24 protein-coding genes are annotated in these 25,018 nt (G+C 72.6%); 13 read left to right on the plus strand and 11 right to left on the minus strand.

The window, feature by feature from the left end; genetic code table 11:
• Positions 1-235: 235 nt before the first annotated feature.
• Positions 236-616, minus strand: coding sequence for an STAS domain-containing protein (locus ACGFWE_RS25245; protein ID WP_393601873.1), 381 nt, complete (start codon positions 614-616; stop codon positions 236-238).
• 160 nt (positions 617-776) lie between these two features.
• Here ACGFWE_RS25245 and ACGFWE_RS25250 point away from each other — a divergent pair, with 160 nt between their 5' ends.
• From ACGFWE_RS25250 to ACGFWE_RS25270, 5 genes are all read left to right on the plus strand, one after another.
• The gene (locus ACGFWE_RS25250) at positions 777-1,256 is read left to right on the plus strand and encodes an ATP-binding protein (RefSeq protein ID WP_393601993.1); all 480 of its coding nucleotides are present in this window, start codon (positions 777-779) and stop codon (positions 1,254-1,256) included.
• Positions 1,257-1,517: 261 nt separating this feature from the next.
• The gene (locus ACGFWE_RS25255; protein ID WP_352389736.1) at positions 1,518-2,018 is read left to right on the plus strand and encodes an SRPBCC family protein; all 501 of its coding nucleotides are present in this window, start codon (positions 1,518-1,520) and stop codon (positions 2,016-2,018) included.
• Entirely contained in the window at positions 2,011-3,630 is a 1,620-nt protein-coding gene (locus ACGFWE_RS25260; RefSeq protein WP_393601875.1) for a phytoene desaturase family protein, read from the plus strand. The genes ACGFWE_RS25255 and ACGFWE_RS25260 overlap by 8 nt, the downstream gene beginning before the upstream one ends.
• Positions 3,631-3,678: 48 nt before the next feature.
• On the plus strand, positions 3,679-4,140 hold the full coding sequence (locus ACGFWE_RS25265) for a hypothetical protein (RefSeq protein WP_393601877.1): 462 nt from the start codon (positions 3,679-3,681) through the stop codon (positions 4,138-4,140).
• 36 nt (positions 4,141-4,176) lie between these two features.
• Complete coding sequence (locus ACGFWE_RS25270; protein WP_352389733.1) at positions 4,177-5,055, plus strand: SDR family oxidoreductase; 879 nt, start codon at positions 4,177-4,179, stop codon at positions 5,053-5,055.
• 120 nt (positions 5,056-5,175) lie between these two features.
• Here ACGFWE_RS25270 and ACGFWE_RS25275 read toward each other — a convergent pair whose 3' ends face one another.
• The 6 genes from ACGFWE_RS25275 to ACGFWE_RS25300 form a co-directional block, all read right to left on the minus strand.
• Complete coding sequence (locus ACGFWE_RS25275; RefSeq protein WP_352389732.1) at positions 5,176-6,099, minus strand: hypothetical protein; 924 nt, start codon at positions 6,097-6,099, stop codon at positions 5,176-5,178.
• 244 nt (positions 6,100-6,343) lie between these two features.
• Positions 6,344-7,000 (minus strand): TetR/AcrR family transcriptional regulator, encoded by a 657-nt coding sequence (locus ACGFWE_RS25280; RefSeq protein WP_352389731.1) that lies wholly within the window; start codon positions 6,998-7,000, stop codon positions 6,344-6,346.
• A gap of 77 nt (positions 7,001-7,077) precedes the next feature.
• On the minus strand, positions 7,078-7,827 hold the full coding sequence (locus tag ACGFWE_RS25285; protein WP_352389730.1) for an SDR family NAD(P)-dependent oxidoreductase: 750 nt from the start codon (positions 7,825-7,827) through the stop codon (positions 7,078-7,080).
• Entirely contained in the window at positions 7,824-8,612 is a 789-nt protein-coding gene (locus tag ACGFWE_RS25290; RefSeq protein ID WP_393601880.1) for an enoyl-CoA hydratase/isomerase family protein, read from the minus strand. Before ACGFWE_RS25290 ends, ACGFWE_RS25285 begins: the two co-directional genes overlap by 4 nt.
• On the minus strand, positions 8,609-10,252 hold the full coding sequence (locus tag ACGFWE_RS25295; protein WP_393601882.1) for an AMP-binding protein: 1,644 nt from the start codon (positions 10,250-10,252) through the stop codon (positions 8,609-8,611). The genes ACGFWE_RS25290 and ACGFWE_RS25295 overlap by 4 nt, the downstream gene beginning before the upstream one ends.
• Positions 10,249-11,994 carry a CocE/NonD family hydrolase gene (locus tag ACGFWE_RS25300; protein ID WP_393601884.1) on the minus strand — a complete coding sequence of 582 codons (1,746 nt, stop codon included), beginning with the start codon at positions 11,992-11,994 and terminating at the stop codon, positions 10,249-10,251. Before ACGFWE_RS25300 ends, ACGFWE_RS25295 begins: the two co-directional genes overlap by 4 nt.
• Positions 11,995-12,157: 163 nt before the next feature.
• On the opposite strand from ACGFWE_RS25300, the gene denD reads away from it, so the two are divergent.
• On the plus strand, positions 12,158-13,174 hold the full coding sequence (gene denD, locus ACGFWE_RS25305; protein ID WP_393601886.1) for a D-erythronate dehydrogenase: 1,017 nt from the start codon (positions 12,158-12,160) through the stop codon (positions 13,172-13,174).
• 19 nt (positions 13,175-13,193) lie between these two features.
• Here the strand turns inward: denD and ACGFWE_RS25310 are convergent, their stop codons facing one another.
• The 4 genes from ACGFWE_RS25310 to ACGFWE_RS25325 are packed head-to-tail and all read right to left on the minus strand — an operon-like array spanning position 13,194 to position 18,062.
• Positions 13,194-14,207, minus strand: a complete 1,014-nt coding sequence (locus tag ACGFWE_RS25310; RefSeq protein WP_393601888.1) for a DUF5914 domain-containing protein — start codon at positions 14,205-14,207, stop codon at positions 13,194-13,196.
• Positions 14,204-15,211: a phytoene/squalene synthase family protein gene (locus tag ACGFWE_RS25315; RefSeq protein ID WP_393601890.1), complete on the minus strand. Its 1,008-nt coding sequence runs from the start codon at positions 15,209-15,211 to the stop codon at positions 14,204-14,206. The genes ACGFWE_RS25310 and ACGFWE_RS25315 overlap by 4 nt, the downstream gene beginning before the upstream one ends.
• Entirely contained in the window at positions 15,208-16,746 is a 1,539-nt protein-coding gene (crtI, locus tag ACGFWE_RS25320) for a phytoene desaturase family protein (protein ID WP_393601892.1), read from the minus strand. The genes ACGFWE_RS25315 and crtI overlap by 4 nt, the downstream gene beginning before the upstream one ends.
• Entirely contained in the window at positions 16,743-18,062 is a 1,320-nt protein-coding gene (locus tag ACGFWE_RS25325) for a polyprenyl synthetase family protein (protein WP_393601894.1), read from the minus strand. Before ACGFWE_RS25325 ends, crtI begins: the two co-directional genes overlap by 4 nt.
• 251 nt (positions 18,063-18,313) lie before the next feature.
• On the opposite strand from ACGFWE_RS25325, the gene ACGFWE_RS25330 reads away from it, so the two are divergent.
• From ACGFWE_RS25330 to ACGFWE_RS25360, 7 genes are all read left to right on the plus strand, one after another.
• Positions 18,314-18,901 carry an RNA polymerase sigma factor gene (locus ACGFWE_RS25330; protein ID WP_393601896.1) on the plus strand — a complete coding sequence of 196 codons (588 nt, stop codon included), beginning with the start codon at positions 18,314-18,316 and terminating at the stop codon, positions 18,899-18,901.
• 113 nt (positions 18,902-19,014) lie between these two features.
• A complete protein-coding gene (locus tag ACGFWE_RS25335; protein ID WP_352389720.1) occupies positions 19,015-20,208 on the plus strand; it encodes a lycopene cyclase family protein in 1,194 nt (397 codons plus the stop codon).
• Between the two features lie 54 nt (positions 20,209-20,262).
• On the plus strand, positions 20,263-20,994 hold the full coding sequence (locus tag ACGFWE_RS25340; RefSeq protein WP_393601898.1) for a methyltransferase domain-containing protein: 732 nt from the start codon (positions 20,263-20,265) through the stop codon (positions 20,992-20,994).
• Positions 20,991-22,535 (plus strand): FAD-dependent oxidoreductase, encoded by a 1,545-nt coding sequence (locus tag ACGFWE_RS25345; RefSeq protein WP_393601900.1) that lies wholly within the window; start codon positions 20,991-20,993, stop codon positions 22,533-22,535. The genes ACGFWE_RS25340 and ACGFWE_RS25345 overlap by 4 nt, the downstream gene beginning before the upstream one ends.
• Before the next feature lie 46 nt (positions 22,536-22,581).
• Entirely contained in the window at positions 22,582-23,382 is an 801-nt protein-coding gene (locus ACGFWE_RS25350) for an alpha/beta hydrolase (RefSeq protein WP_352389717.1), read from the plus strand.
• Between the two features lie 2 nt (positions 23,383-23,384).
• Positions 23,385-24,674 carry a PP2C family protein-serine/threonine phosphatase gene (locus ACGFWE_RS25355; RefSeq protein ID WP_393601902.1) on the plus strand — a complete coding sequence of 430 codons (1,290 nt, stop codon included), beginning with the start codon at positions 23,385-23,387 and terminating at the stop codon, positions 24,672-24,674.
• Positions 24,671-25,009: an STAS domain-containing protein gene (locus ACGFWE_RS25360; protein WP_352389716.1), complete on the plus strand. Its 339-nt coding sequence runs from the start codon at positions 24,671-24,673 to the stop codon at positions 25,007-25,009. Before ACGFWE_RS25355 ends, ACGFWE_RS25360 begins: the two co-directional genes overlap by 4 nt.
• Positions 25,010-25,018 lie beyond the last annotated feature (9 nt).

Here is a 25,018-nt window from a genome sequence, read left to right on the forward strand (position 1 = left end):
GTTCCGCTCCCCACGAGCCCCCGCACCGAGGACTCGGAACCGTGCCGGGCTCGTGAAGGGCCCGCTCACCAGCAACAATCCCGCACCCCACGGAGCTGCGCGATGAGAAATCCGATGAAGATTAACCCAGGTGCCGAGCAGCGACAAAAGGTTGACCGAAGCATGGTGACATGGCGAAAAAAGGGTTCGTGAGGGTGGCATGAGGGAGGCGACCTCGGGTACTCGGCACTATTTTTCACTGGCCGGGGTGTGTCGGCGCGAGGGCGTCCTCCAGGGTCGGGTGGAAGGGGATGACGGTGTCGAGGCCCACGAGCTGCAAGGTGCGCAGCACGGCACCCCGCACCACCACGAGCCGCAGCCACCCTCCCGTGGCCCGGGCGGCCTGGAAGGCGGCGATCAGGGCGTTGACGCCGCTGGAGTCCATGAACGTGACCCGGCTCAGATCGATGACGACCCGCCGTTCCACGGAGGCGTCCGCCGGAGCCAGGGCCCGGGTCAGGCCGCTCACGCTCTGGTGGTCGATCTCTCCGTCGAGGCCGAGGACGGTGATGCCGTCGGCGTCGGTCCGGACCACGGACAATTCGCCGTGACCCGCTGCTTCCCGCTTCTCTGCCACTTGCGTCCTCTGCGCACTCGATGGGACCTGCCCCGTCCTTGGTGCCACCGCTGCCCCAAAAGTCCCGGCGCGATGCATGAGACAGCACTTGAGTTCGTCCGCAGCAGAGGAACAGCGGTGCACAGGCGTAAGGCAGGAAACACGGGGTATGCGCGCGCTCATGAACGGGGTACTGGAGATGGTCGGCAGGGTGCGGGTCCTGCCTGAGGAGTGTTCGCGGATGCCGGAAGCCGCACCTGCCGAGGTGACCGTGGCCCTGGACGGAGCGGACGGCTGTATCGCCGACGCCCGGGCCCAGACGTCGAAATTCCTGACGCGGGTGCAGGGGGAGTACGGGCTGCCGGTGTCGGCCCGCACCATGGATCTGGGGCAGCTGGTGGTCAGCGAGCTGGTCACCAACGCGTTGAAATACGCGCCCGGGCCGGTGCTGCTGCACCTGCGCATCACCGACGGCATGCTGGAGATCGAGGTGTGGGACACCGATCCGACACTTCCGCTGGCCCGTGCCGCCGACGCGGGGCGGGTGGGCCAGCACGGTCTGGAGATCGTGATGGCGGTCGTCCAGGGGATCGAGGCGCGCCGAGAGCCGGTCGGCAAGTGCGTCACGGCCCGCCTCACGTTGTTCGACGATCCGATGTAGACGACCCGATGTAGTGGTCGGACGACGGGCGGTGAGCCGTCACCGCGGGCACGAGGGCGCGCGGTGACGGCGCCGGCCCGATCAGCAGCCTGCCCGGCTCCGGGTGGCAGCCACCCTCGCGCACCGTCACGCTGTTCTCGGACATGGGCACTCCTCATCGGTCGAGCCGCGACGGGCGCTCGCCGACCTTCCGGGCGGACGGTGCATCCGGCCGAGGGATCACGAGGGAAGTTCTCTGCACACACAGTCTGGGAGGCATCCATGGCTCGTCGCCATCGTCTGATCCGAGTCAGTCCGAGCGCCGTGTGGGACATCCTCGCCGACGGTCACCGCTACGCGGAGTGGGTCGTGGGAACCAGCCAATCCGAGCCGGTCCGAGGAAAGTGGCCGCACCAGGACGCGGCGATCCGTTTCCAGATCCGGCTCGGCCCGATCCGACTGGAGAACGAGACGGTCGTACGCCACTGCGAGGAAGGCGCCCGGCTGGAGCTGGAGGCCCACGCCGGAGTGCTGGGCACCGCCCGCATCGCGATCGAGCTGCGGCAGTGGGGCGAGCACTGCCTGGTCATCGTGGACGAGCACCCACTGCAGGGAGCGGGCGGCCGGCTGCACAACGTCGGCTTCGACGCGCTGATCCAGCTGCGCCACCGCACCATGCTCGCCCGACTGGCCAGGCTGTGCGAGAACCGGGACCGCGACGCCCTGCGTCCGGTGCCGATCAGGTCGGTGGCACCGGGCGCGGAGGGCGCCGGTCATGCCTGACGCCGTGGTGATCGGCGCGGGCCCCAACGGCCTGGTCGCCGCCAACGTGCTGGCGGACGCCGGCTGGAGCGTCGAGGTGCTGGAGGAACAGCCGGAGCCGGGCGGCGCGGTGCGCCACGACCACGGGGTCGATCCCGCCTTCGTCAACGATCTCTTCAGCTCCTTCTACCCGCTCGCCGCCGCCTCCCCGGTCCTGGCCGCACTGCGCCTGGAGGATCACGGACTGCGCTGGAGCAACGCGCCGAGCGTGCTCGCCCACCCCCTCACCGACGGCAGCTGCGCCCTCCTGGACCGCGATATCGACATCACCGCCGGGTCCCTCGACGCCTTCGCGCCGGGCGACGGGGACGCGTGGCGGCGGCTGCACGATGTGTGGCTGAACCTTCGCCCCGACCTCCTGGACGCGCTGTTCACGCCCTTCCCCCCGGTCCGCGCGGCGGCCCGCCTGGCGTGGCGGCTGCGGGCCGCGGGCGGTCTGCGGATGGCCCGGACCCTGGTCCTTCCGGTACGGCGGATGGGGGAGGAGGAGTTCCGCGGCCAGGGCGGCCGGCTGCTGCTGGCGGGCAACGCCCTGCACGCCGACCTCGCCCCGGAATCTGCGGGCAGCGGCGGCTTCGGCTGGCTGATGGCCATGCTGGGCCAGACATACGGCTTCCCCGTCCCCGTCGGCGGCTCCGGCGCCCTCACCCAGGCCCTGGCCCGCCGTCTGCGGGCCCGGGGCGGGCGGATCCGCTGCGAGCAGCGCGTCGAGGAGGTCGTCGTCCGTGGCGGCCGGGCCGTCGGCGTACGGACGGCGACCGGCGACGCGGTGCCGGCCCGCCGGGCGGTGCTGGCGGACGTGTCGGTACCCGCCCTGTACGGGAGCATGCTCGACCCCGAGCACCTGCCCGCGCAGCTCCTGGACGACCTGCGCCGGTTCCAGTGGGACTTCGCCACCTTCAAGGTCGACTGGGCACTCGACGGCCCGGTGCCCTGGCGGGCCGAGCAGGCGTCCCGGGCCGGCACCGTGCACCTCGCCGACGGCGTCGACGAACTCACGCGGTTCGCCGCGCAGCTCGCCATGCGGCAGGTCCCTGACCGCCCCTTCCTGCTGTTCGGACAGATGACCACCGCCGACGCGACCCGCTCCCCGCAGGGCACGGAATCGGCCTGGGCCTACACCCACGTCCCCCACGAGATCGGTGCCGATGCCGCCGACGAGGGCATCACCGGCCAGTGGGACACCAAGGACCAGGAGCTCATGGCCGACCGGGTCGAACGCCAGGTGGAACGGTTCGCACCCGGATTCCGTGCCCTGATCCGCGCCCGCCGCGTCCTGGCGCCCCCGACCCTCCAGGCGCTGGACGCCAATCTGAGCGGCGGCGCCATCAACGGGGGCACGACCGCACTCCACCAGCAGCTCGTCTTCCGGCCGGTGCCGGGCACCGGACGCCCGGAGACCCCGGTCCCCGGTCTCTACCTGGCCTCCTCCGGCGCCCACCCGGGTGGCGGCGTGCACGGAGCGCCGGGCGCCAACGCGGCACGGGCCGCCCTGCACCGCCACCGGCCCCCCGGCCTCCACCCCGCCCAACGACTCCTGACCCGCCGCGACCGCACCGGAAGCAGACGCTGACCCACGGCGCCGTTCGCTTCGGGATGCCGTACCTGTCGAGGAGGAACAGTGAACGAACACGAGCAGGCCCTCGGCGGCCCCGACCGTGACCACCGGCGCCCCGCCGGTGTCGACGACACGACCGTCAAGGCCCTCGGGGCGCTGTCCAAGGCACTGGAGACGACCGAGCGGGCGAGGGGCCGGCTGTACGACTTCCATCAGCTGACCGGGACCGCCGATCTGCAACTGGACGATGCCGTACGGCTGTTGGAGGAGGCAGGTCACCCCGAATGGGCCGAGAAGGTCCGCTCGGAGGTCCTCGGGCGCAATGTCATCCCCGGACACTGGACGTTCCAGATCGTCGAGGCCTACAACGCCACCTACTACCGGCCCTTCCAGCAGTTGGAGCTGAGCGCGGTGCAGGAACTCGCGCAGGGCCGTGACCACTTGTTCGAGGCGGAGATGAAGGAGGAGCGCCGCACGCCCGGTCACCCCGACCACACTCCGCGCCCGCCGGCCTCAGGGGCCTGAGCCGGAGTGTTCGTCCGCTGCAAGGAGGGTCCATCCGTGCGCAGCAGTCCGCTCATCGGCCGGACGGTGGCCGTCACCGGAGCAGCCCGCGGTCTGGGCGCGGCTCTGGCCCGGGAAATCTCCCGGCGCGGGGGCCGGGTGGCGCTGCTGGGCCACGAGAAGAGCCTCCTGGACGCGGTGGCCGCCGCCCTGCCGGGGCCGGCCCTGGCCGTCGAGGTGGACGTCACCGACCCGGACGCGCTGGCCGCCGCGGCCCGCACCGTGCGGGCGCGCCTCGGAGCTGTCTCGGCCGTGGTGGCCAACGCGGGCATAGCCGAAGGCGGCCCGTTCCAGGCATCACCGCCGGCCGCCTGGAGCCGCGTCGTCGACGTCAATCTCACCGGCAGCGCCCACACGGCCCGGGCGTTCCTTCCGGACCTCCTCGACACGGCGGGCTACTTCCTCCAGATCGCCTCGCTCGCGTCGATCGGCGCGGCCCCGATGATGAGCGCCTACTGCGCCTCCAAAGCGGGGGCCGAGGCCTTCGCACACGCCCTGCGGGCCGAGGTGGCCCACCGGGGCGTCGGGGTGGGCATCGCCTACCTCAACTGGACGGACACCGACATGATCCGCGACGCCGACCGGCACGCCGTCCTGCGGGAACTGCGCGTGCACATGCCGGGGCCCGCCCACCGGATCCACCCCGTCGACACGGTGGCCGCCCGCCTGGTCACGGGCCTGGAGCGGCGCCGTACAGCGGTGTACGCACCGGCCTGGCTGCGCCTGGTCCAGCCGGTGCGCACGGCCCTGCCTCCTGTCGTACTGCGCGTCTCGCGCCGCGCGCTGCCGCGCCTGGAGGCCGAAGCGCCGGTCGAGTACACCGGGCCGCTGGGCGCCGGTGGCCTCGCCGACCGCGCGGCGCGTCACGAGAACTGACCAGGCGCCCGCCCGTTCGCCGCGACGGCAGTTTCACCGCAGGCTCTGTGTCCCGACCGAGCGGGTGTGTCCGATGCCTGAGGTGAAACTGCCGGATCCCTCACCGCGTGGCGGTGCGGGTCAGGAGCGCCGTGTGCGGCGGGTGCCGTAGAGGGCGGCGGCACCGAGGGCGATCACCGCGGCCGCACCGCCCGCTATCAGGCCTACCGGCGCGCTGGAACCGGTCTCGGCCAGCGGCGGGGTGCTGTCGCTGGGCGAGGGCGCCGGAGCGGTGGGGGGCGTCGACTCCAGCGGAGGGACGTCCGGGGTGGTGGGCGGAGTGCTGGAGGAGGGCGGCGGGGTGGTGGACGTGGCCGGCGGAGTCGTCTCGTCCGCGGGCGGCTGACTGGCCGGCGGGCTGCTCGGGCTGTCCGGCGTGGACGGGGAGGCCGGGGGCGTGGGGGAGTTCGGCTGCTCGGGGGCGCACGACTTGTCGCCGCCGTTCCACGCGGCGATCAGGTGGTTCGGCGTGACGACGTTGTCGGGCTGGTAGGGCGCGGGCCCGTGCCCCTTTCCGGAGCCGCCGTCGTAGATGACGTCGTCGCCGTAGAGGTCGATCTGCCCGTAGCAGTCCGGCGTCTTCACCGTGAGCTTCTGCCAGGTCCGCTTGGCGTCGTCGGCGCCGGGCAGGTCCGCGGCGCCGAGATAGACGGTGGCGTGGTCGACGAGGGTCTGGAGACCGGAGGTGGGCCAGGTGGGGCCCTCGGTGGTGTATTCGGCCAGCGAGACCGGGTACGTGCAGCCGTCACCGACCGTCTGGCCCGGAGCCAGCCGCACCTCGACGGTGCCGGGGGCGGCGGACAACTGGTGGAAGCCGCCCTGCGAGGTCCAGTCGGCGTCCGGCTTTCCGGTGGCGTCGACGATGCGGTACTGCACCGTGGCGGACTGGCAGCCGCCCGCGGGTGCGGCACTGGCGGCGGCGGCCCCGAACAGGGGAGTGGCCGTGGCGAGGAAGGCGGTCGCGGCGACGGCGGCCGACGTTCTGGAGCGTGAAAGGCGCGTCAAGATATGCCCTAGCGGTTTTGTGAGTGTGGGAGGTGGCAGGACGCGAGCGGCCGCGGTGGGCGGAGAAGACGAAGGCAAGCCGTGGCGAGCCACGCGCGTCACTTCGCTCGCTTCAGTCACAGCGAGCGAGCCGCATTCTTGTCGGTCTTCACAACTCCCGTCAATCTTTCACGAGTTCAGCACGCGGAGGCGTCCTGGCTTGGGAGTTCTGCCCCGGTATTCGCAGGTCCCGCGGCCGGTTCGGTCAGCCCGTCGCCGGTGCGGGCCCCGAGAGGCCCTGCCCTGAGCTGAGCCCGTCCAGCAGGAGGTCGCCGAGCTCGGAGAAGGCGTCGCCGGCGGTCAGGCCGGTGCTCTCCAGAAGGACTCCCGACTGGACCGCGTCGATGGTCACCGCCACGACCTGGGCCGCGAAATGCCCGTTGAGCGCGCGGAAGACACCCGTCTCAACGCCCTCTTCGATCAGCTGGTGGACCCGGTGCGCCGCAGCCGCGGAGTTCTTGCGGTAGATCTGCGCGGTCGGCTCGTACCCGACCATGTCGTCGTAGAAGGCGTGGGAATGCCGGCGCATGGCCGTGCCGACGCCGGCGAGGTAGACCCGGATGCGCTGCCTGGGGTCGGGCTCGGCCTGGACGGCCTGTTCGATCTCGACCGTCGCCTCCCGGAAGAAGGCACGGGTGACCGCCAGGACCAGCTGTTCCTTCGTGGAGGCGAGGCTGTAGAGCGTCGCCTTGGAGCATCCGAGCCGCTGGGCGAGTTCATCCATGGTCACCGCGGTGAAACCCTCGGCCAGGATGATCGCCTCGGCCTGGCGCAGCAGTTCGTCGCGTCGGCGGGTGTCAACGACCCGCTTGCGTGCCGTCCGGCGTGGGCGTCGGTCGCGCGAGTCAGTTTGGGCCGTCACCGCAGCATTCTCCCACGCGCGCCCCCGCCTGAAGCGGCGGGTGATCCCACCGGCGTCGCGCGAGCGGGGGAGCGGCGTCACCTGATCGAGGATCCGATCGAGATGCCGCCGTCCACGTCCAGGACGACACCGGTGATGTAGCCGGCGGCCTCACTGGCGAGGAAGGCGGCGGCTTCGGCGATGTCCTCGGGCCTGCCGGTGTGACGCATGGGGATCTTGTTGGTGAGCTTGTCGCGGGCCGGGCCGTTCATGGAGGCGAGCATGGGGGTCTCGATGAGGCCGGGGGCGATGGCGTTGGCGGTGATGCCGTGCCGGGCGCCCTCCAGGGCGAGGGTGCGGGTCATACCGACGATGCCGGCCTTGGCGGCCACGTAGTTGGTCTGGCCGAAGTTCCCGCGCCAGGACATGGACGAGAAGCTGACGATGCGTCCGTAGCCCTGGCGTTTCATGGGGGCGAACGCAGCGCGGGCGCAGTGGAAGCCGCCGGTGAGGCTGACGTCGATGACCGCGTGCCAGTCGTCGTCGCTGATGTCCTCGACGCGGTTGTCGCGAATGATGCCGGCGTTGTTGACCAGCACGTCGAGGCGGCCCAGAGCGTCGGTGACGCCGTCGATCCAGGCGTTGACCTGGGCCGATCTCGTCACGTCCACCACGTCGGTGCGGAGTTCGGCGTCGGTGAGGGTTCTGGCGGCGTCGGTGAGGGCCTGCTCGTTGACGTCGGCCAGTGCGACGGTGGCGCCCTCGGCGGCGAACCGGGCCGCCATGGCGAGGCCGAGACCTTGTGCGGCCCCGGTGATGGCGACGACCCGTCCCTGGTAGCGCTTCACTTGTTGTCCGCTTTCGTGGTGGGGGAGGTGAGGAAGACCCGCAGGGCGTCGGCCACCGAGCTCGCCGGCCAGTTGTCGGCGAAGGTGGCCAGCTCCTCGCGCAGGGCCTGCTCGGGGGGCATGCCGTCGATCCGGTGCAGCAGCGTCTTGAGCCGTTGCTGAGCCGGGCTGTGACGGTCGGCCAACTGGTGGCAGAGGCGGGTGGCGGTGGCGTCGAGGTCGGCCGCGGGCACGATCGCGCGGATCCAGCCGGTGTGCGCGAAGGCGGTCGCGGGCAGCAGTTCGCCGGTGAGCAGGAGCCAGCGCGACAGGCCCCGTCCGACCGCGCCGGGCAGCCGGACGCTGGACCCGCCTGCAGGCACCAGGCGCCGGCCCAGGTGACCGTCCCCGATGAGCGTGGTGTCGGCGGCGACGACCACATCGCAGGCCAGCGCGAGTTCGAGACCCCCGGCGACGGCGTGACCGTGCAGCACGGCCACCCATGGCTTGGGGCTGGCCGCGATACGGCTGAAGCAGGCCGACACGTCGGTCAGGAAGTCCACCGGGTTGTCGCCGCGGTCGTGCATCCGAAGGAACTGGTGGAAGTCCCCGCCCGCACAGAAGCTCCGTCCCCTGCCCGCCACCGCGATCACCGCTGTGCCGGGATCGGCCTCGGCACTGGTGATCTGCTTGTCCAGGGCCTCGATGAGGGTGACGTCCAGGGCGTTGCGCCGCTCGGGGCGGTTGAGCAGCAGCCACCGGACGGGGCCGCGTTGCTCGACGAGCAGAGGTTCGGTGTCGGTCAACGTGACTCCGGGGTGGCGAGTTCGGTTTGTCGGCGTCGACGCAGCAGGTAGCGCTGGGTCTTGCCGCTGGGCGTCTTGGGCAGGGCGTCGATGAAGTGGATCCGGCGCGGGTAGGCGTGGGCGGCGTAGCGGGTCTTGACCAGCAGCTGGAGCTCGGTGGCCAGCTCCGGCGAGGCGTCGATGCCGTCGCGCAGGACGACGTACGCCTCGATGACCTCGCCGCGGACCTCGTCCGGTGCGCCGATGACACTGCACTCGGCGACCGCGGGGTGCTGGGCGAGGACGCTCTCGATCTCGAACGGCCCGATCCGGTAACCGGCCATGATGATGACGTCGTCGTCGCGGGAGGAGAAGAAGAACTCGCCGTCCGCGTCGACGCGCCCGGCGTCGCCCGTGAGGTACCAGCGGCCGTCCGCGGTGAACTTGGCGTCGGCCTGCCCGGGGATCTGGTACTCGCGGAAGCTCATCAGCGGGCTGGCGGCGACGTCGATCGCGACCCGGCCGAGCACGCCCGGTGCGACGGGCTCGTCCTTCTCGTCGGCCAGGACGGTGAGGCTCCAGCCGGGCACCGGCCGGCCCATCGATCCCGCCTTGAGGGGACGGGCGAGTTCGGGATGGTGGTGGTTGGCCAGGGGCATGCCGACCTCGGTCTGGCCGAAGTGATCGTGCACGGTCAGGCCGAGCGCGGCCCCGGCCCACTCGTTGACCTCGGGAGTCAGGGGCTCACCCGCGCTGGACAGCCGCTCCAGCCGCAGGTTCTGAGGCACCGGTACCGACGAGGAGCGCAGTCCCCGGTACACGGTGGGGGCGGCGCTGAAGTCGGTGACCTGGTGGTCGACGAGGGTGCGCCAGGTCGTCTCCGGGGAGAACCCGCCGGACAGCAGCAGGCTGGGAATGCCGGCGGCCAGGGGAGCGACGACGGCCGCGTACAGCCCGTAGGCCCAGCCGGGGTCGGCGGCGCACCAGTACCTGCTGTCCCGGGTGACCCCCAGGCCGTACTCCAGGTAGACCTGCCATCCGGCGATGTAGGAGACGGGGTGGACGACACCCTTGGGCTTGCCGGTGGTGCCGGAGGTGAACATGTGCACCAGGGGTCCGTCCCCGCTGGTGGTGACGGCGGGCACCGGCTCGGGTGGGGCGGCCGCGATGAGGGCGGCGAGCGAGGCGTCACCGTGCTGCGTGCCGGTTCCGGTGACGATGACACGGCGTTGCTGGTCGTCCGGCATGTCGGGGCCCGGGTCGAGCTTGTGGCGCTGGTCCGGGTCGACGACCACGACGTGCGCCCCCGCGCCCTCCAGACGCAGGGCGATGGCCTGGGGCGCGAACGCGGTGAACAGCGGGACATGGACCGCGCCCAGCCGCCAGATCGCGAGGATGACGGTGACCAGGTCGGTGCTCTTGCCCATCAGGGTCGCCACGCGGTCGCCCGGACCGACGCCGAGCCCCCGCAGCGCCCGCGCACAGCGGTGCGAGTCCGCGGCCAGAGCACCGTAGGTCAGCGTCGCGGCCAGGCCGTCGCCGTCGACCACGGTGAACGCGACGTTCTCGGGGGCGTGCCGGTCGCACAGCAGCCAGGCCACGTTCAGGGAGGGAGCCGTGAAGGCCGAGGTCAGTTCGGCGACCCGGTCGGCGGCGCTCACCGCTGGTCCTTGCGGTCGATGACGGGCAGGACCAGGCGGCTGGGGTGGTTCGGGCCGTGATGGATGCGGTTGACCGCCGGGATCATGTGCTCCTCGCTCTCGCGGGCGATGACGCCGCCGGTGTTGGTGTTGCGGTCGTAGCGCGGGAAGTTGCTGCTGGAGACGTCCACGCGGATGCGGTGACCGGGGAGGAACACGTTCGAGGTGGCGGTCATGTCGACGGTGATCTCGTAGACCGTGCCGGGCTCCATGAGTTCTTCGGTGGCGAGGCCGCCCCGGTAGCGGGTGCGCAGGATCCCGTCGCACAGGTTGATCGCTTTGCCGTCGGGGAAGACGTCGACGAGCTTGGCGGTGAAGTCGGTGTCCACCGCCGACGAGGAGACGAACAGGGTCAGACTGACCGGCCCGGTAATCTCCACGGGCTCGTCCAGCACGGGCCCGGCGAAGCACAGCACGTCCTCGCGGACGGCGACCGTCCGCTGGTCGACCGGGCCGCAGAAGCCCGGGGTCGTCGGCATGGACGCCCCTCCGGCCGAGGGAACCGGGCGGCGCGGGTCGTAGAGGTAGGTGTCGCGCTCCGCGTGGGTCGGCGGCTCGGTCCTCAACGTGCCGTCGCCGTCCGCCGTGTTGGCGTGGCCGGCGCTGGTGAGGTGGAAGTCGGTCCAGCGCGTGTCGGGCAGTGGCCACTCCTGCTCGTCGCGCCACTGGTCGATGCCCATGACGAAGATCTTCACGGGCGCCACGTCGTCCAGAGCGGTGGTGTCGCCGCGCAGCCAGCGGTCGAAGAACTTCACGTGCAGGCCGGTCAGCCCCAGCATCTGGGCACTGGCCAACGGACCGAAGGAGCGGTCGGGATAGACGCCGGTCGTGGACATGTGGTCCCACGGACCGATGATCAGCCGCTGCCCCTCACGTGCCTGCTCACTGCCTGCCTCCTGGCGGGCGGTGGTGTAGGTACGCACGGTCTGCCCGATGTAGAGGTCGTACCAGCCGCCGATGTTGAGCGCCGGAGCGGTGACGTTCTTGAGCTCGGGCGTGAGCTCCATGGCGTCCCAGTACCCGTCGTGGGAGGGGTGCGCCATCCAGTCGTCCCACCACTTGCCGTACGCCGCGAGGACCGGAACCTCGGCCGTCGGCAGCACGTCGTTGAGCGCGTCCGGGAACAGGAGCGCCTGACCGAGCTGCTGCAGCTGGGCCACGGAGCCCTCGCCGGCCGCCAGGGACCGCTGCGCGTCAGCCATGTACATCATGGCGTTCCACATCGTGACCAGGCTCAGTGAGAGGGCACCGCCCGGGCCGTACCAGGGCGACTCGTAGTTGTCGATCGAGGTGAGGGCGGGCGCGATCGCCTTGAGGGCGGGAGCACCGGTCACCGCGGTTTCCCACTGGACCATGCCCAGGTAGGACGGCCCGAACATGCCTACCGTGCCGTCCGACCACGGCTGGTCGGCGATCCAGGCGACGGTGTCCTCGCCGTCGCCCCGGTCGGCCATATGAGGAACGAACTCGCCTTCCGAGCGGTGGGTGCCCCGGCAGTCCTGCACCACCACCGCGTAGCCGGCCTCCACCAGAGTCAGGAGGTCGGGGATGGCTGACTGACCGAAGCCCATCACGTCCTTGCCGTACGGCAGGCGAACGAGCAGCGTCGGCGCCTCCCCCTGGGCCGGATGCCACATGTTGGCGGCGAGTGCCACGCCGTCACGCATCGGGACCCGGACGTCAATCTCGTACAGGTGCTGCATCGGTACTCCTCGTCGAGCCGACGGCGTGGTTCAGGATGTGGGTACGTTAGGCAGTACTTGCGTACCCTGTCAATTACCCCGAGGTGTCCCGAGCTCCCGGATCGCCGGGGGCGGCCGGGGTAGGCATCGGGGGGACCAGTCGGCCTTGGGAGGAGATGAACCGGTGAGAATCGTCGTGACAGGTGCGTCCGGTTTCCTCGGACGACTGCTGGTCGGCGCGTTGGCGCGGACGGGGACCTTCGGCGGTGAGCCGATCAGCCGTCTGGTGCTGGTCGACCGCGTGGCCCGCCCCGGCACCGCACAAGATGACGAGGTGCCCGTCCAGGTGGTGCACGGGGAACTGCCCGAGCACCTGGACGCGGTGTTCGCCGAGCCGGTGGACGTGCTGTTCCATCTCGCCGCCGCGGTGTCGGCGGAGTGCGAGGCCGACTTCGACCTCGGGATGCGCGCCAACGTGGACGTCACCCGCGCGCTGCTGGAGGCGGCCCGGGCGCAGTCCGGCTCGGGCGGGCCGGTGACGCGGATGCTGTTCGCCAGCAGTGTCGCCGTCTACGGCTTCCATCCGGCCCTGCCTCTGCCACCGGCGGTCAGCGAGACGACGGTGCCGGTTCCGCGGTCCAGTTACGGCACCCAGAAGCTGATGTGCGAGCAGCTCATCGCGGACTGCACCCGACGCGGCTTCGTCGACGGCCGTGTCGTGCGGCTGATGACCGTCGCGGTACGTCCGGGCAGGCCCAACGCGGCCGCCTCCGGATTCCTGTCCGGCATCGTCCGCGAGCCGCTCGCGGGGCTGCCCGCCGTCTGCCCGGTCGATCCCGCTCTCGAAGTGGCACTCTCCTCACCCCGGCGCACCATCGAGGGCATCCTTCGTGTCGCCGAGGCCGAACGCGGCACCGGGCCGGGGTACTTGGAGGGCCCGCTACCGGTGAATCTGCCCGCCCTGACGGTCTCGGCCGCCGACATCCTCGCCACCCTGCGACAGGTGGCCGGTGACCCGGTCGCCGACCGGGTCACCCTCGCTCCCGACCCCGCGGTCGAGGCGATCGTCGGCTCATGGCCGGCCGTCTTCGACCACCGGCGCGCCGCCGCACTGGGACTCGGCCCCGACCCGAGCTTCCTCTCGGTGCTCCGGGACTACCTCGCCGATCACCCCGACGCGGTCACCGCCCCGCTGGAGTGAACTGCGGAAGGCGGTTCGGTCAGCCGGGGAAGCGTCCGGTGGAGCGCAGCAGCCAGCGACGTTCGGCGTAGGCCAGGTCGTCACGCCACAGCCGCCCGGCCCCCGCCGTCATCAAGCGGCGCAGGACAGGGGCCGCGGTGCGGGCCACGGCGAAGCCGGGACGCGCGGAGGAGGCCACGACCGCCTCGACGACGGCGGTACGCGGCCGGCCCAGCTCGTCCGGGCCGAGCGGGGTCACGTGCGTCTCGACCACGGAACCCAGGCCCTCGCCCTCGGTGATGCGCATGAGGACCGTCCGCGGTCCGGGCGTGGTGAACACGGCCCGCACCGGCACGACGAACCGACCGGCGACCTTGAAGGACACGTCCACGGTGAACCCGTCCTCACCCGCCCCCTCGGCGCCGGGTGTGCCGACCACGGTCAGATCGACGAAGGAGTACGGGTGAAACCAGGCCCCGTGCCAGGGGTCCAGCCGATTGGCCAGGACATCCTCCGGCTCGCAGATCCCCACTCCGGCGTAGACGGCGGCGACGGAGCGCGACAACTTCGGCCGGGGCGGAACGACCGGTGCCGGTGTCGGCGGTTCACCGCCGGCCCGGTCCAGGCGCACCCAGACCAGCACTCCGTCGTCGTGCACGGGCAGTGGCTCCCAGCCGGCGAACGCCCCGCCGTCCAGGGCGAGTCCGTGCCAGTGGCAGACCAGGGTCCCGCAGCGCACCGGGCTGTCGGCGAGCGGCGCCCCCAGGTGCGGGCAGACACCGGGACCCGCCGCGAGCCGCCCGTCGGCGGTGCGCCACACCACCACTTCCTGACCGGCCACCGTCGCGGACAGCGGCCGGTCCCCGCGTACGTCCCGGGCGGCACCGACGACGTACCAGTTGCCGGACGGGCGGGCCTGGGCCCGCTTCAGTGCCTCGGCGATCAGGCCGGGCCGGGCCTGCCGCCACGTCGGCTGCTGCTTCTCCCAGCGCACCGGGCGGCGCCGCAGGGCGAGCGGGAAGCGGGCACGGTCCGCAGGTCGCCACGGTGTCATGCGATCCTCCGCAAGGGTGAGGGAGTGCCGGCCGCCGTGTCCGGCACGGGTGCCGCCCGGCCGCCGGCCGACCGGTGCCGCAGCCGCGCCGCGCCCACCCGGACCAGACCGTCGAGGGCCACGACGGCACGGCGGCGTCCCGGGACCACGGCACGGCGCCGCACCGAGCGGTACCCGTCCGCGGCGACCGCGTCCAGGATGCCGCCGTACAGCACGAACGCGGTGCGGATGCACGGGCGGGAGACCGGGTCGAGCATGGCCAGCCCCGGAGCGGCCGCGCGGTAGAGCTCGCGGGTCAGCCGCTCGAACTCCCGCAGGGCGGCGGTGATCCGGCGGTCGGGCCGTCCGGTGTCCCGGCTCCAGCGCAACAGATGCCGGTCGACGCCGTGGGCGGCCAGCAGGTCGGCGGGCAGATAGACGCGGCCGCGGTCGAGGTCCTCGCCCACGTCCCGCAAAAAGTTGGTCAGCTGGAAGGCCACGCCCAGGGCCGCCGCGTGCGGTGCCGCCTCCTCGCGCGGGACGACCGTGCCGAGCACCGGCAGCATCTGCAGGCCGATCACCTCCGCCGAACCGTAGGTGTAGGTGCGCAGATCGGCGTAGGTGGCGTAGGCCGTGGTGTCGAGGTCGGCGCGCATCGCCGTCATGAAGTCGGTGAAGTGGCGGTGGTCGATGTCGTAGCGCAGCGCGGTGTCGGCCAGGGCCCGGACGACCGGTTCGGCGCTGTCGCCCCTGCTCAGCCCCCTCTCCAGCTGGTGCTGAAGACGGGCCAGCCGCTCCGCGCGCTCGGCGGGGGTGGTCGTGCCGTCGAGCGTGTCGACGATGTCGTCGGCCCAGCGGGCGAACCCGTACAGCGCGTGCACGGCCGGCCGGCGTGCCGGCGGCAGCAGACGGGTGGCGAGGAAGTACGTCTTGCCGTGCCGGGCGTTGAGCCGCCTGCAGCGGGTGTACGCCTGCCGCAGTGCCGGATCGGTGACGCCTGCCGCGTCGAGTTCACGGACGGTCATACGGGTCTCCGTTCGCGGGGTTCACGTACTGCGGGGCGCGGCCGCCCCGGGCGGGGACCGCCGGTGATGCGTGCGGCGGCGAGCTTGCCCGACAGCAGGACGGTCGGGACGCCGACGCCGGGGGTGGTGCCGCAGCCGGCGAGAACCGCGTTGACCGTGCCGCGCACCAGGTTGCGCGGCCTGAACGGCCCGGTCTGCGCGAAGGTGTGGGCGGCGGAGAAGGGCGAGCCGGCCGCATGGCCCTGGGCCTGCCAGTCGGCCGGCGTGACCAGGCACTCCTCGTCGATGGCGGCGGCGAGACCGTCCAGGCCGCGTCGTTCCAGTTCGGCGAGCAGGCTGTCGCGGTAGCGCGGCCCGAGTTCGCCCCAGGCGGCCGGGCCGGGGCCGAGCGCGGTGTTCGGGCAGGGCGCCAGGATGTAGTGCAGATGGCGTCCCGGCGGGGCCAGGCCCGGATCGGTGGCGGTCGGACGCGTGATGAGCAGGGACGGATCGCTCATCAGACGGCCGGTCTCGGTCAGTTCGGAGAACGTCCGCCGCCATGCCGCCCCGAAGGAGAGGGTGTGGTGGGCCAGCCAGGGCCAGGTGCGGTCCGTGCCGGCGTGCAGGATCAGGGCGGAGGGAGAGAACCGCAGGCCCACCGGCCGTCTGGGGGCGCGGCCCAGCAGCCGGTAGGCGACGGGAAGGTCGGGGGTGAGGACGACGGCGTCGCAGGCGATACGGCCGGTGTCGGTGACCACGGCGGTGATCCGTTCCCCGGAGCGTTCCAGACGGGTCACCGCCTCGCCGAAGCGCAGGTCGGCGCCCGCGTCCGCGGCGGCGTCCGCCATCGCCCGGGGCAGGGCGTGCATACCGCCGCGCGGGAACCACACGCCCGCCACCGTGTCCATGTAGGCGATGACGGCGTACGCGGCCAGGGCGCGTTCGGGGGCCACCCCCGCGTACAGGGACTGGAAGGAGAAGACGCGCCGCAGTCGCTCGTCGTGCAGGAAGCGTCCGATGCGCGCGTCCAGACGCCCGAACCCGCCGAGCGCGGCCAGGCGTGCGAGGTCGGGGTGGAGCAGGCTCAGGGGCGAGTCGAAGTCGGCGTCGATGAAGCGCCGCATCTGCACCCGGTACAGCCGCTCCAGCCAGGCACGCAACCGCCGGTATCCGGCGGCCTCGGCGGCCCCGGCGAAGCGCTCGATCTCCGCCTCCATCGCCTCGGCGCCGGTGTGCACGTCCAGGGTGCTGCCGTCGGCGAACCGGGCCCGGTAGGCCGGGTGCAGCGGCACCAGATCGACCCGGGCGCGCAGGCTGTCGCCGACGGCGGCGAACGCCTCGTCCGCCAGGTGAGGCATCGTCAGCACCGTGGGTCCGGTGTCGAAGTGGTAGCCGCCGCGGACGATCCGGCCGGCACGCCCACCGGGTGACGCGTCGCGTTCCACCACGGTCACCCGGCGTCCGGCGCCGAGCAGATGCAGGGCGGCCGCCAGCCCGGACAGACCGGCGCCGACGACCACCACATGGTCGGTGCGCCCGGGCACGGTCCGGGTCATCGGCCGGCCCCCTCGCCGGTCGCCGGGGCCAGGGGGAGGGGGACCACGTCGGAGGCCGTGGTGCCGGTCACGCCGCCCGCGGAGCGCAGGAGCCCCTGCAATCGCCTCGCGGGGCCGGGTTCGAGCGCGGCGGTGTCCAGGTGGCGCAGGCCCTGGGCGACGAGCCCGCGGATCTTGTCCTCGACGGTGTCGCGCGCGCCCGTGGACATGAACACCTGCCGTACGGCGGCGAGTTGGGCGTCGGAGGCGTCCGTCCGGCCGAGCGTGTCGCGCAGCAGGTCCTGGGCATGTCGGTCACCCGAGGCCTGCGCCCGTGCCTGCGCGACGGCGGCGAGGTAGGTGGGTTTGCCGCTGCGGATGTCGCCGCCCCGGGGCTTGCCGGTGTCGTGCGGATCCGCGAAGGCGTCGAGGAGGTCGTCGCGCAGCTGGAAGGCCAGCCCGACGCGGCGGCCCGCCGAACACAGGGCCCGGGTGGCGGCGGGGCCGGCATCGGCCAGGGCCGCCCCGAGGGCGAGGGGGCGCTCCACCGAATACCGGGCGCTCTTGAGGCAGGCGGCGCGGATCGCCCGGGCCTCGGAACGCGCCGAGGTGGCCTCACCCTGCACGTCCAGGTACTGCCCGGCCACCATCTCCGTGCGCAGGGCGCTCCACAGCTCCCGGACCCGCCGCGCGGTGGGGCGCGGCATCTCGGTGTCCGCCAGCACGTCGTCCGCCCAGGCCAGGGCCAGGTCACCGGCGAGGATCGCCGCGGCCTCCCCGAGGCGCGCACCGCGCCGCGGGGCACACGCTCCGGCGTACTGGGCGGCCACGTCGACGTGCAGGGCGGGCTGTCCGCGGCGCAGCCGCGCGCCGTCCATCACGTCGTCATGGATCAGGGCACAGGTCTGGATGAGTTCCAGGGCGGCTCCGATCCGCAGCGCGGCGTGCGCCTGCCAGGGCTCGCCGCCGCCGCAGGCCCGCAGCGCCCACCAAACGAACTGGGCGCGGCCGAGTTTGCCGCCGCTCCGCGTGAAACGGGCGACCCGCGCGGCCAGGTCCGCGCCGAAGAGCGGATCGACGGCCTCGGCCGCGGCCAGGTGATGGTCGAGCAGGTCACCCAGAACCGCGCGCACGGCGTGCGCCACGTCCGCGTCCACGGCGCGCGGGTCGTCGTACGCGGGGGATGTGCCGGGCGGGGAGGCGCGCTGGTGATCACCTCGTCCGTGGCCCGTGTCTGCGGCCGTCCGGTGGGCCGGAGCGGGGGACACCTGCTCGGCGGTCGGGGGTGCGCACGGACTCCGGTCCGCGCAGTGGTCCTTTGCCACGGTGGAGCTCATGCCGCTTCCCCTCGTCGAATGCTCGTGCTCAGAGCTGGCGTCGTCATGACCGGTTCGCCTCGGATGGCGGAGACGGATGCGGGGCGGAACGGGAAGGGATGGAAGCGACCGGGCCCCACGGGGGAGCGTTTCCCCGTCACCTGCTCGATTCGATGCGAAGTCGATGCAAGTTGCCCCATCCGCGTGGGATCCGCACGGTGGAAGGGCCGCGGTCGCTCCAGGCGACCACCAGGCCCAGCGGAGGAGTGACGATGAGGACCGCACAGCGAACCGGCGGGGACATCGACGAGCGCGAGCTCGTGGAGGGGTTCCGCAACGGGGACGAGGCATGCCTCGCGGTCGTGCACCACCGGTGGGGTCCGCTCGTCCACGCCCTCGCCAGGCGCTCCCTGGGGGATGCGAGGGAGGCGGAGGACGTCACCCAGCTGGTGTTCCTCGCCGCGTGGCGGGGCCGCGTGGGATTCGCCCCGGACCGCGGCACCCTGCCCGGCTGGCTCACGGGCATCGCCCGCCGGAAGATCGCCGACGCGCTCGCCGCCCGCACCCGGCGCACCGAACTCGTCGCCGCCGTGGGCGCCCAGTTGGTGCTGCGGGCCCACGACGAGGCGGTGCTGCCGGAGACCGCCCTCGACCGTGTCCTGCTCGCCGACGAGATGTCACAGCTTCCGGCACCCCAGCGCCGGGTGCTCAACCTCGCCTTCTACGACGACCTCACCCAGACCCAGATCGCCGAACTCACCGGCTGGCCGCTGGGCACGGTCAAGAGCCACGCCCGACGCGGCCTGCGCCGCCTCGCCGGCCGGCTCCGCACGGACGATCTCGTCGAGTGCGCCGCGTGAAGACGACGCGGAATCGATCCACGTCTTCACAGGTGGCATCCGCATCCGGACGGGTACTGCGACCGGAACACCGACGACACGGCACGGCGAGGGCGCGGAGGGAGTGAGCGGCCATGGACGAGGCGGACGTCGCCATCATCGGAGCGGGAGCCGCGGGCCTGTCCCTGGCCCACCGCCTCTCGCGCCCCGCCCCAGGCGCGCGACGCCTGTCCGTCGTCCTCGTGGACGCCCCGCCCGGCCCGCTGCGCCCGCCCCGGCGCACCTGGTGCTTCTGGGAGACCGGCCGCGGACCCTACGACGCCGCGGTCACCAGGTCATGGCAGCGCCTGCGCGTGCACCCGCCCACGGGGGAACCGATCGAGCACGACATCTCCCCCCTGCGGTACAAGATGATCCACTCGGACGACTTCGAGTCCCTGATCGAGCAGGACCTCGCCCGCAGCGGCCAGGTCCGGCGCCTCGAGGCCACGGTCGAGAGCGTCGAAGGACTCCCGCAGGGTGCACGCATCGACGCCCGTACCGCGGCCGGGCGTCCGGCATCCGTGCAGGCCCGCTGGGTGTTCGACTCCCGGCCGCTGGACAGCCTCCCCGCCGCCCGTACGACGCTGCTCCAGCACTTCCACGGCTGGTTCGTCCGCACCGGCCGTCCGGTCTTCGACCCGGACCGCGTCGAGTTCATGGACCTGCGCACCTCCCAGCCCGCGAAAGGGCTCTCCTTCGGCTACGTGCTGCCCACCCGCCCGGACCAGGCCCTGGTGGAGTACACGGAGTTCTCGCCGGCCGTCCTGTCCGCGGACGCGTACGACAAGGCCCTGGACCACTACACCGGCACCGTCCTCGGGCTGCGGGACTTCGAGGTGACCGGCACCGAGACCGGCGTCATCCCGATGACCGACGCCAGGTTCGCACGGCAGACGGGCGCGTCGGTCTTCCGTATCGGAGCGGCCGGCGGAGCCACCCGGCCCTCGACCGGCTACACCTTCGCCGGAGTGCAGCGCCAGACCGCGGCCGTCGCGGCCGCCCTGCGCCGAGGCCGGCGGCCCCTGCCCCCGCTGCCGCACTCGCGCCGCTCGCGCGCCATGGACGCGGTCCTGCTGCACGCCCTCGACAGCGGCCTCGTCGACGGCGCGGACTTCTTCGCACGACTGTTCACAAAGATCCCCATGACCCGGCTCCTGCGCTTCCTCGACGGCGGCACACGACCGCACGAAGAACTCGCCATCGGACTGCGCACCCCCGTCCTGCCCATGCTGCGGGCCGCCGCGCAAGTGCCCCGGCTTCCCCGCCGCCCCTTCCCCGGACCCTGACCCGCGGTGCGGCCCGATCCCCCGACTCCCCGACGACCCGCACCAGGAGGCAGCGTGACCGTGCTGCGTGACGCGGACCTGGCCGCCGCATTCGACCATGCGGCGCACAGGTACGACACCCTCGTGGCCGCCAACCCCGGCTACCACGCCCAGCTGCGCCGCTCGGCCCGGCGGCTGGGCCTGCCCCACCGGGGCACCGGGCTGCGCGTGCTGGACCTCGGCTGCGGCACCGGCGCCTCCACCGCCGCACTCGCCCGCGTCCTGCCCGACGCCGACATCACGGGCGTGGACGCCTCCGCCGGGATGCTCGACCGTGCCACGGCCAAGCCGTGGCACGGCAGGGTCAGGTTCGTGTGCGCGCCGGCGGAGGCTCTCGCCGAGGCGGGCGTGGCCGGGCCCTTCGACGCGGTGTTCGCCGCCTACCTCTTCCGCAACGTCGCGGACCCCGACGCCGTGCTGGACACCGTCCACGACCTGCTGGCCCCGCACGGCCGGCTCGCCGTGCACGAGTACACCCTCAGCGGCCGCCCGCTCGACCGGGCCGTCTGGACGGCCGTGTGCCGCGGCCTCGTGCTGCCCGTCGCCACCGCCCTCGGCGACGGCGACCTCTATCGCCACCTGTGGCGCAGCGTCGTCGACTTCGACACCGTCGACCGGTTCACGGACCGCGTGCGAGCCCGGGGGTTCGACCGCGTACGGGCCCTGCCCCTGCCCGGCTGGCAGACCGGCATCACCCACACCGTCGTCGCCCGCCGCGCCGCGCCGCATGCCCGGGGCGGACAGTGACCGCCGCCACGGCGGGTCCCCGCCCCGGGCGGGATCGGCACGCCGTCCTCCTGCCCCCGCCGCCCGGAGCGACCCGGGTCGGCGGGCCGCGCAGCACCGCCGTCGTCGGCGGCGGCATCGCAGGGCTCGCCGCCGCCACGGCGCTCGCCGAACGCGGCGTCGACGTCACGCTCTACGAACGCGAGGCATACCTCGGCGGCCGCGTCGGCGGCTGGAACACCCACCTGTACGACGGCACCACCGCGACCATGAGCCGTGGCTTCCACGCCTTCTTCCGCCAGTACTACAACCTGCGCAGCCTGCTGAGCCGTACTGGTTCCCGTCGGGGCCGCCTCACCGGCCTCCCCGACTACCCGCTGCGGCACCGCGACGGACTGCGGGACAGCTTCCGCAGAGTGCCGCGCACCCCGCCACTGAGCGCACTGGGTTTCGTGGCGCTGAGCCCCTCCTTCCGCTGGCGGGACATGGCGCGCATGAGCCCCGCGCGGGCCCTGCCCCTGCTGGACGTCCGCGTCCCCGACGTCTACACCGAACTGGACGCCGTCAGCGCCCACGACTTCCTCGCGTCCCTGCGCTTCCCGGCGGCCGCACGCCACCTGGCCTTCGAGGTCTTCTCCCGCAGCTTCTTCGCCGACCCCCGCGACCTCTCGGCCGCCGAGATGGTCCTGATGTTCCACATCTACTTCCTCGGCAGCTCCGAAGGCCTTCTCTTCGACGTGCCCGACGACCCCTTCCCGACCGCCCTGTGGGACCCCCTCGCCAAGCACCTCGGCCACCACGGCGTCGACCTGCGCCTGTCCACCGCCGTCGAGAACGTCTCGCCCACCGCGGACGGCGCCTTCACCATCGCCACGGACCGCGAGGAGAGGCGGTACGACACCGTCGTGCTGGCCCTCGACACCGCGGGCCTGCGCTCCCTGGTCGGCCGCTCGCCCCGGCTCGCCGACGCGGCCTGGCGTGAACGCGTCGGGCGGCTCCGCACCGCCCCGCCCTTCCTCGTCTCCCGGCTCTGGCTCGACCGCCCCGTCGACGCCGGCCGGCCCGGATTCCTCGGCACGGCCGGATACGGCTCACTGGACAACGTCAGCGTCCTGGAGCGCTGGGAGCAGGAGGCCGCACGATGGTCCGCCCGCACCGGCGGTTCCGTGGTCGAACTCCACGGCTACGCGCTGCCCGAGAACGCCGACCCCGACGCGCGGGCCCGGCACCTGATCGCACAGCTGGGCAACGTCTACCCCGAGACCCGCGACGCGCGCGTCCTCGACGCACGGCACGAGTGGCGGCAGGACTGCCCCCTGTTCCCCGTCGGCGGATACACCGACCGTCCCGGCGTACGCACCCCGCAGCCCGGCCTGATGCTCGCGGGCGACCTGGTGCGCACGGACCTCCCCGTCGCCCTGATGGAACGGGCCGCCACCAGCGGCTTCCTCGCCGCCAACGCCATCCTGCAGTCATGGGCGGTACGGGGCCACCCCTTGTGGACGGTGCCCAACGGCGGCCGCAACCGCCTGCTCCGGGCCCTGGCGGGCGCCCGTGCGTGACAGGGGGCGTCACGAGGTGCGCACCGGGCTTGAGAGACTGCCGGGTATGGACATCGTGAGCAGAAACCATGTGACCGTCACCGGCAACGCGCAGGGACCCACGGTCGTGCTGGCTCACGGCTTCGGCTGTGACCAGAACATGTGGCGGCTGACCGTGCCCGCTCTGGTCGACGACTATCGCGTGGTGCTGTTCGACTACGTCGGTTCGGGCCGCTCGGACGCGTCCGCGTTCTCGGCGGACCGGTATGCCTCTCTGGACGGGTACGCCCGGGACGTGGTCGAGGTGTGCGAAGCCCTCGACCTGCGCGACGCGGTGTTCGTGGGCCACTCGGTCAGCGCGATGATCGGCGTACTGGCGGCCGGCTCGGCTCCGGAGCGGATCGGCGCGCTGGTGATGGTCGCGCCGTCCCCGCGGTACATCGACGACGAGGGCTACCGGGGCGGGTTCAGTGCCGAGGACATCGACGAACTGCTGGCGTCCCTGGAAGCGAACTACCTCGGCTGGTCGGCCGCCATGGCCCCGCTGATCATGGGCAACGCCGACCGGCCCGAACTGGGCGACGAGCTCAAGAACAGCTTCTGCGCCACCGACCCGGACATGGCACGCGTCTTCGCCCGGACCACGTTCCTGTCGGACTCGAGGGACGACCTGAAGAAGGTGAGCGTGCCGACGCTGGTGCTGGAGTGCACCCAGGACGTGATCGCCCCCCGTGAGGTCGGCGCCTTCGTCCACGAGGCGCTTCCCGACTCGACCCTGGTCACGCTCGACGCCACCGGGCACTGCCCGCATCTGTCCGCGCCCGAGGCCACCAACCGGGCGATCGTCGACTTCCTGGCGAGCCTGTGATGATGTGCCGCGCCGGCCAGCAACCGGACCCACGGGACGCCGACCGCGACAACGCCGCGGACGCGGTGTTCGCCGCACTGCTGGAGGACAGCGTCGAGGACCTCTACGAGAACGCCCCCTGCGGGTACCTCTCCACGCTGATGGACGGCACCGTCGCCAAGATCAACGGCACCCTGCTGGACTGGCTCGGCCTGGAGCGGGAGGCCGTGGTGGGCCGGATGCGGTTCACCGACCTGCTGACCGTCGGCGGCAAGCTGTACCACGAGACGCACTTCGCGCCGCTGCTGCGGATGCAGGGCGAGATCAGCGGCATAGCCCTGGAGATGAAACAGTCCGGCGGCGGCCGGATACCCGTGCTGGCGTCGTCCGTCATCAAGAACGGCACCACCGGGCAGCCCATCCTGATCCGCACCACGGTCTTCGACGCCCGGGACCGCCGCGCCTACGAGGCCGAACTCCTGCGCCGCCGTGAAGCGGCCGAGGAAGCACGCCGGCAGGCGGAGGCCGACCGCGCCCGACTGCAGGAGGCGCTCGCCGTGCTCCAGCAGTCGCTGCTCCCGGACACCCTGCCCCCGGTACCCGGCGTGCAGACGGCCGCCCACTACCACACCGCCTCACCCGACCGGCTGGGTGGCGACTTCTACGACGTCTTCCCCCTCGACGGCAAACGCTTCGGTTTCTTCCTCGGCGATGTGTGCGGCAAGGGGCCCCAGGCCGCCGCACTCACCTCGCTGACCCGCTACACCCTGCGCGCCGCCGCACTGCACGACCCCGACCCCGTCTCCGCCCTGACCATCCTCAACACGGCGCTCCACGAGCGGTACGCCGGCAGCGGCGACCCCCGCTACTGCACCGCCGTCTTCGGCACCCTCGAACCCGATCCGGAGACCGGGCAGCTGGCCGTTCACCTCGCCGCGGGCGGTCACCCACCGGTCATCGTCGCCCGCGCGGACGGCACAGCCGACTTCCTGCCCACCCCCGGCGGCCTTCTCGTCGGCATCCTGCCCTCCGCGCGCTTCGCCGACGCCCGGACCGTTCTCGGCCCCGGCGACACGCTTCTGCTCTACACGGACGGCCTCACCGAAGCCCGCACCGGCCAGGACCGCACCGGTCTCTACGGCGACGAGGCGCTGCTCGCCTTCGTCACCGCGCACGCGGGCAAGCCACCGCAGGCCCTCATCCAGGCCCTGACCGGACTCCTGGACAGCTTCGGTGACGGCCTCGACGACGACACCGCCCTGCTCGCCATAGGTGTCCCCGCCTCCGACCCACAGACGAGAAACGAACCATGAGCCCGCTGAACATCACCACCCGAGACGCCGCGACCGGCCCCGTTCTGAAGCTTTTCGGTGAACTCGACTACGCCAACGTCGGCGAGCTGCGCGCCGTGCTCGACGGCCTCTCCCTCCGGCCGGGTCAGTGCCTGGTCCTGGACATGAGCGGACTGGAGTTCTGCGACTCCAGCGGCATCACGGCTCTGATCGCCGCGCGCAGCAACGCACAGGCCGTCCAGGCAGACGTCGCCCTGGCGGCCGTACCGCCGAACACCCTGCGCGTGCTGCGCATCGTCGGTCTCGATCAGATCTTCACCATCCACCCCGACGGCGCGAGCGGCGCTCGACCCTGAGCCGATCGG

Origin of the sequence: Streptomyces sp. NPDC048523, from assembly GCF_043199815.1 — a bacterium.
GTDB lineage: Bacteria > Actinomycetota > Actinomycetes > Streptomycetales > Streptomycetaceae > Streptomyces.

What these genes read in the sequence shown, in the direction of transcription:
- ACGFWE_RS25260 (WP_393601875.1), top strand. Translation starts at nt 2,011, where the DNA reads ATGCCTGACGCCGTGGTGATCGGCGCGGGCCCCAACGGCCTGGTCGCC.
- ACGFWE_RS25315 (WP_393601890.1), bottom strand. Translation starts at nt 15,211, where the DNA reads ATGACCGTCCGTGAACTCGACGCGGCAGGCGTCACCGATCCGGCACTG.
- ACGFWE_RS25360 (WP_352389716.1), top strand. Translation starts at nt 24,671, where the DNA reads ATGAGCCCGCTGAACATCACCACCCGAGACGCCGCGACCGGCCCCGTT.
- ACGFWE_RS25335 (WP_352389720.1), top strand. Translation starts at nt 19,015, where the DNA reads ATGGACGAGGCGGACGTCGCCATCATCGGAGCGGGAGCCGCGGGCCTG.
- ACGFWE_RS25300 (WP_393601884.1), bottom strand. Translation starts at nt 11,994, where the DNA reads ATGCAGCACCTGTACGAGATTGACGTCCGGGTCCCGATGCGTGACGGC.
- ACGFWE_RS25250 (WP_393601993.1), top strand. Translation starts at nt 777, where the DNA reads ATGAACGGGGTACTGGAGATGGTCGGCAGGGTGCGGGTCCTGCCTGAG.
- ACGFWE_RS25325 (WP_393601894.1), bottom strand. Translation starts at nt 18,062, where the DNA reads ATGAGCTCCACCGTGGCAAAGGACCACTGCGCGGACCGGAGTCCGTGC.
- ACGFWE_RS25310 (WP_393601888.1), bottom strand. Translation starts at nt 14,207, where the DNA reads ATGACACCGTGGCGACCTGCGGACCGTGCCCGCTTCCCGCTCGCCCTG.
- ACGFWE_RS25355 (WP_393601902.1), top strand. Translation starts at nt 23,385, where the DNA reads ATGTGCCGCGCCGGCCAGCAACCGGACCCACGGGACGCCGACCGCGAC.
- ACGFWE_RS25350 (WP_352389717.1), top strand. Translation starts at nt 22,582, where the DNA reads ATGGACATCGTGAGCAGAAACCATGTGACCGTCACCGGCAACGCGCAG.
- crtI (WP_393601892.1), bottom strand. Translation starts at nt 16,746, where the DNA reads ATGACCCGGACCGTGCCCGGGCGCACCGACCATGTGGTGGTCGTCGGC.
- ACGFWE_RS25255 (WP_352389736.1), top strand. Translation starts at nt 1,518, where the DNA reads ATGGCTCGTCGCCATCGTCTGATCCGAGTCAGTCCGAGCGCCGTGTGG.
- ACGFWE_RS25330 (WP_393601896.1), top strand. Translation starts at nt 18,314, where the DNA reads ATGAGGACCGCACAGCGAACCGGCGGGGACATCGACGAGCGCGAGCTC.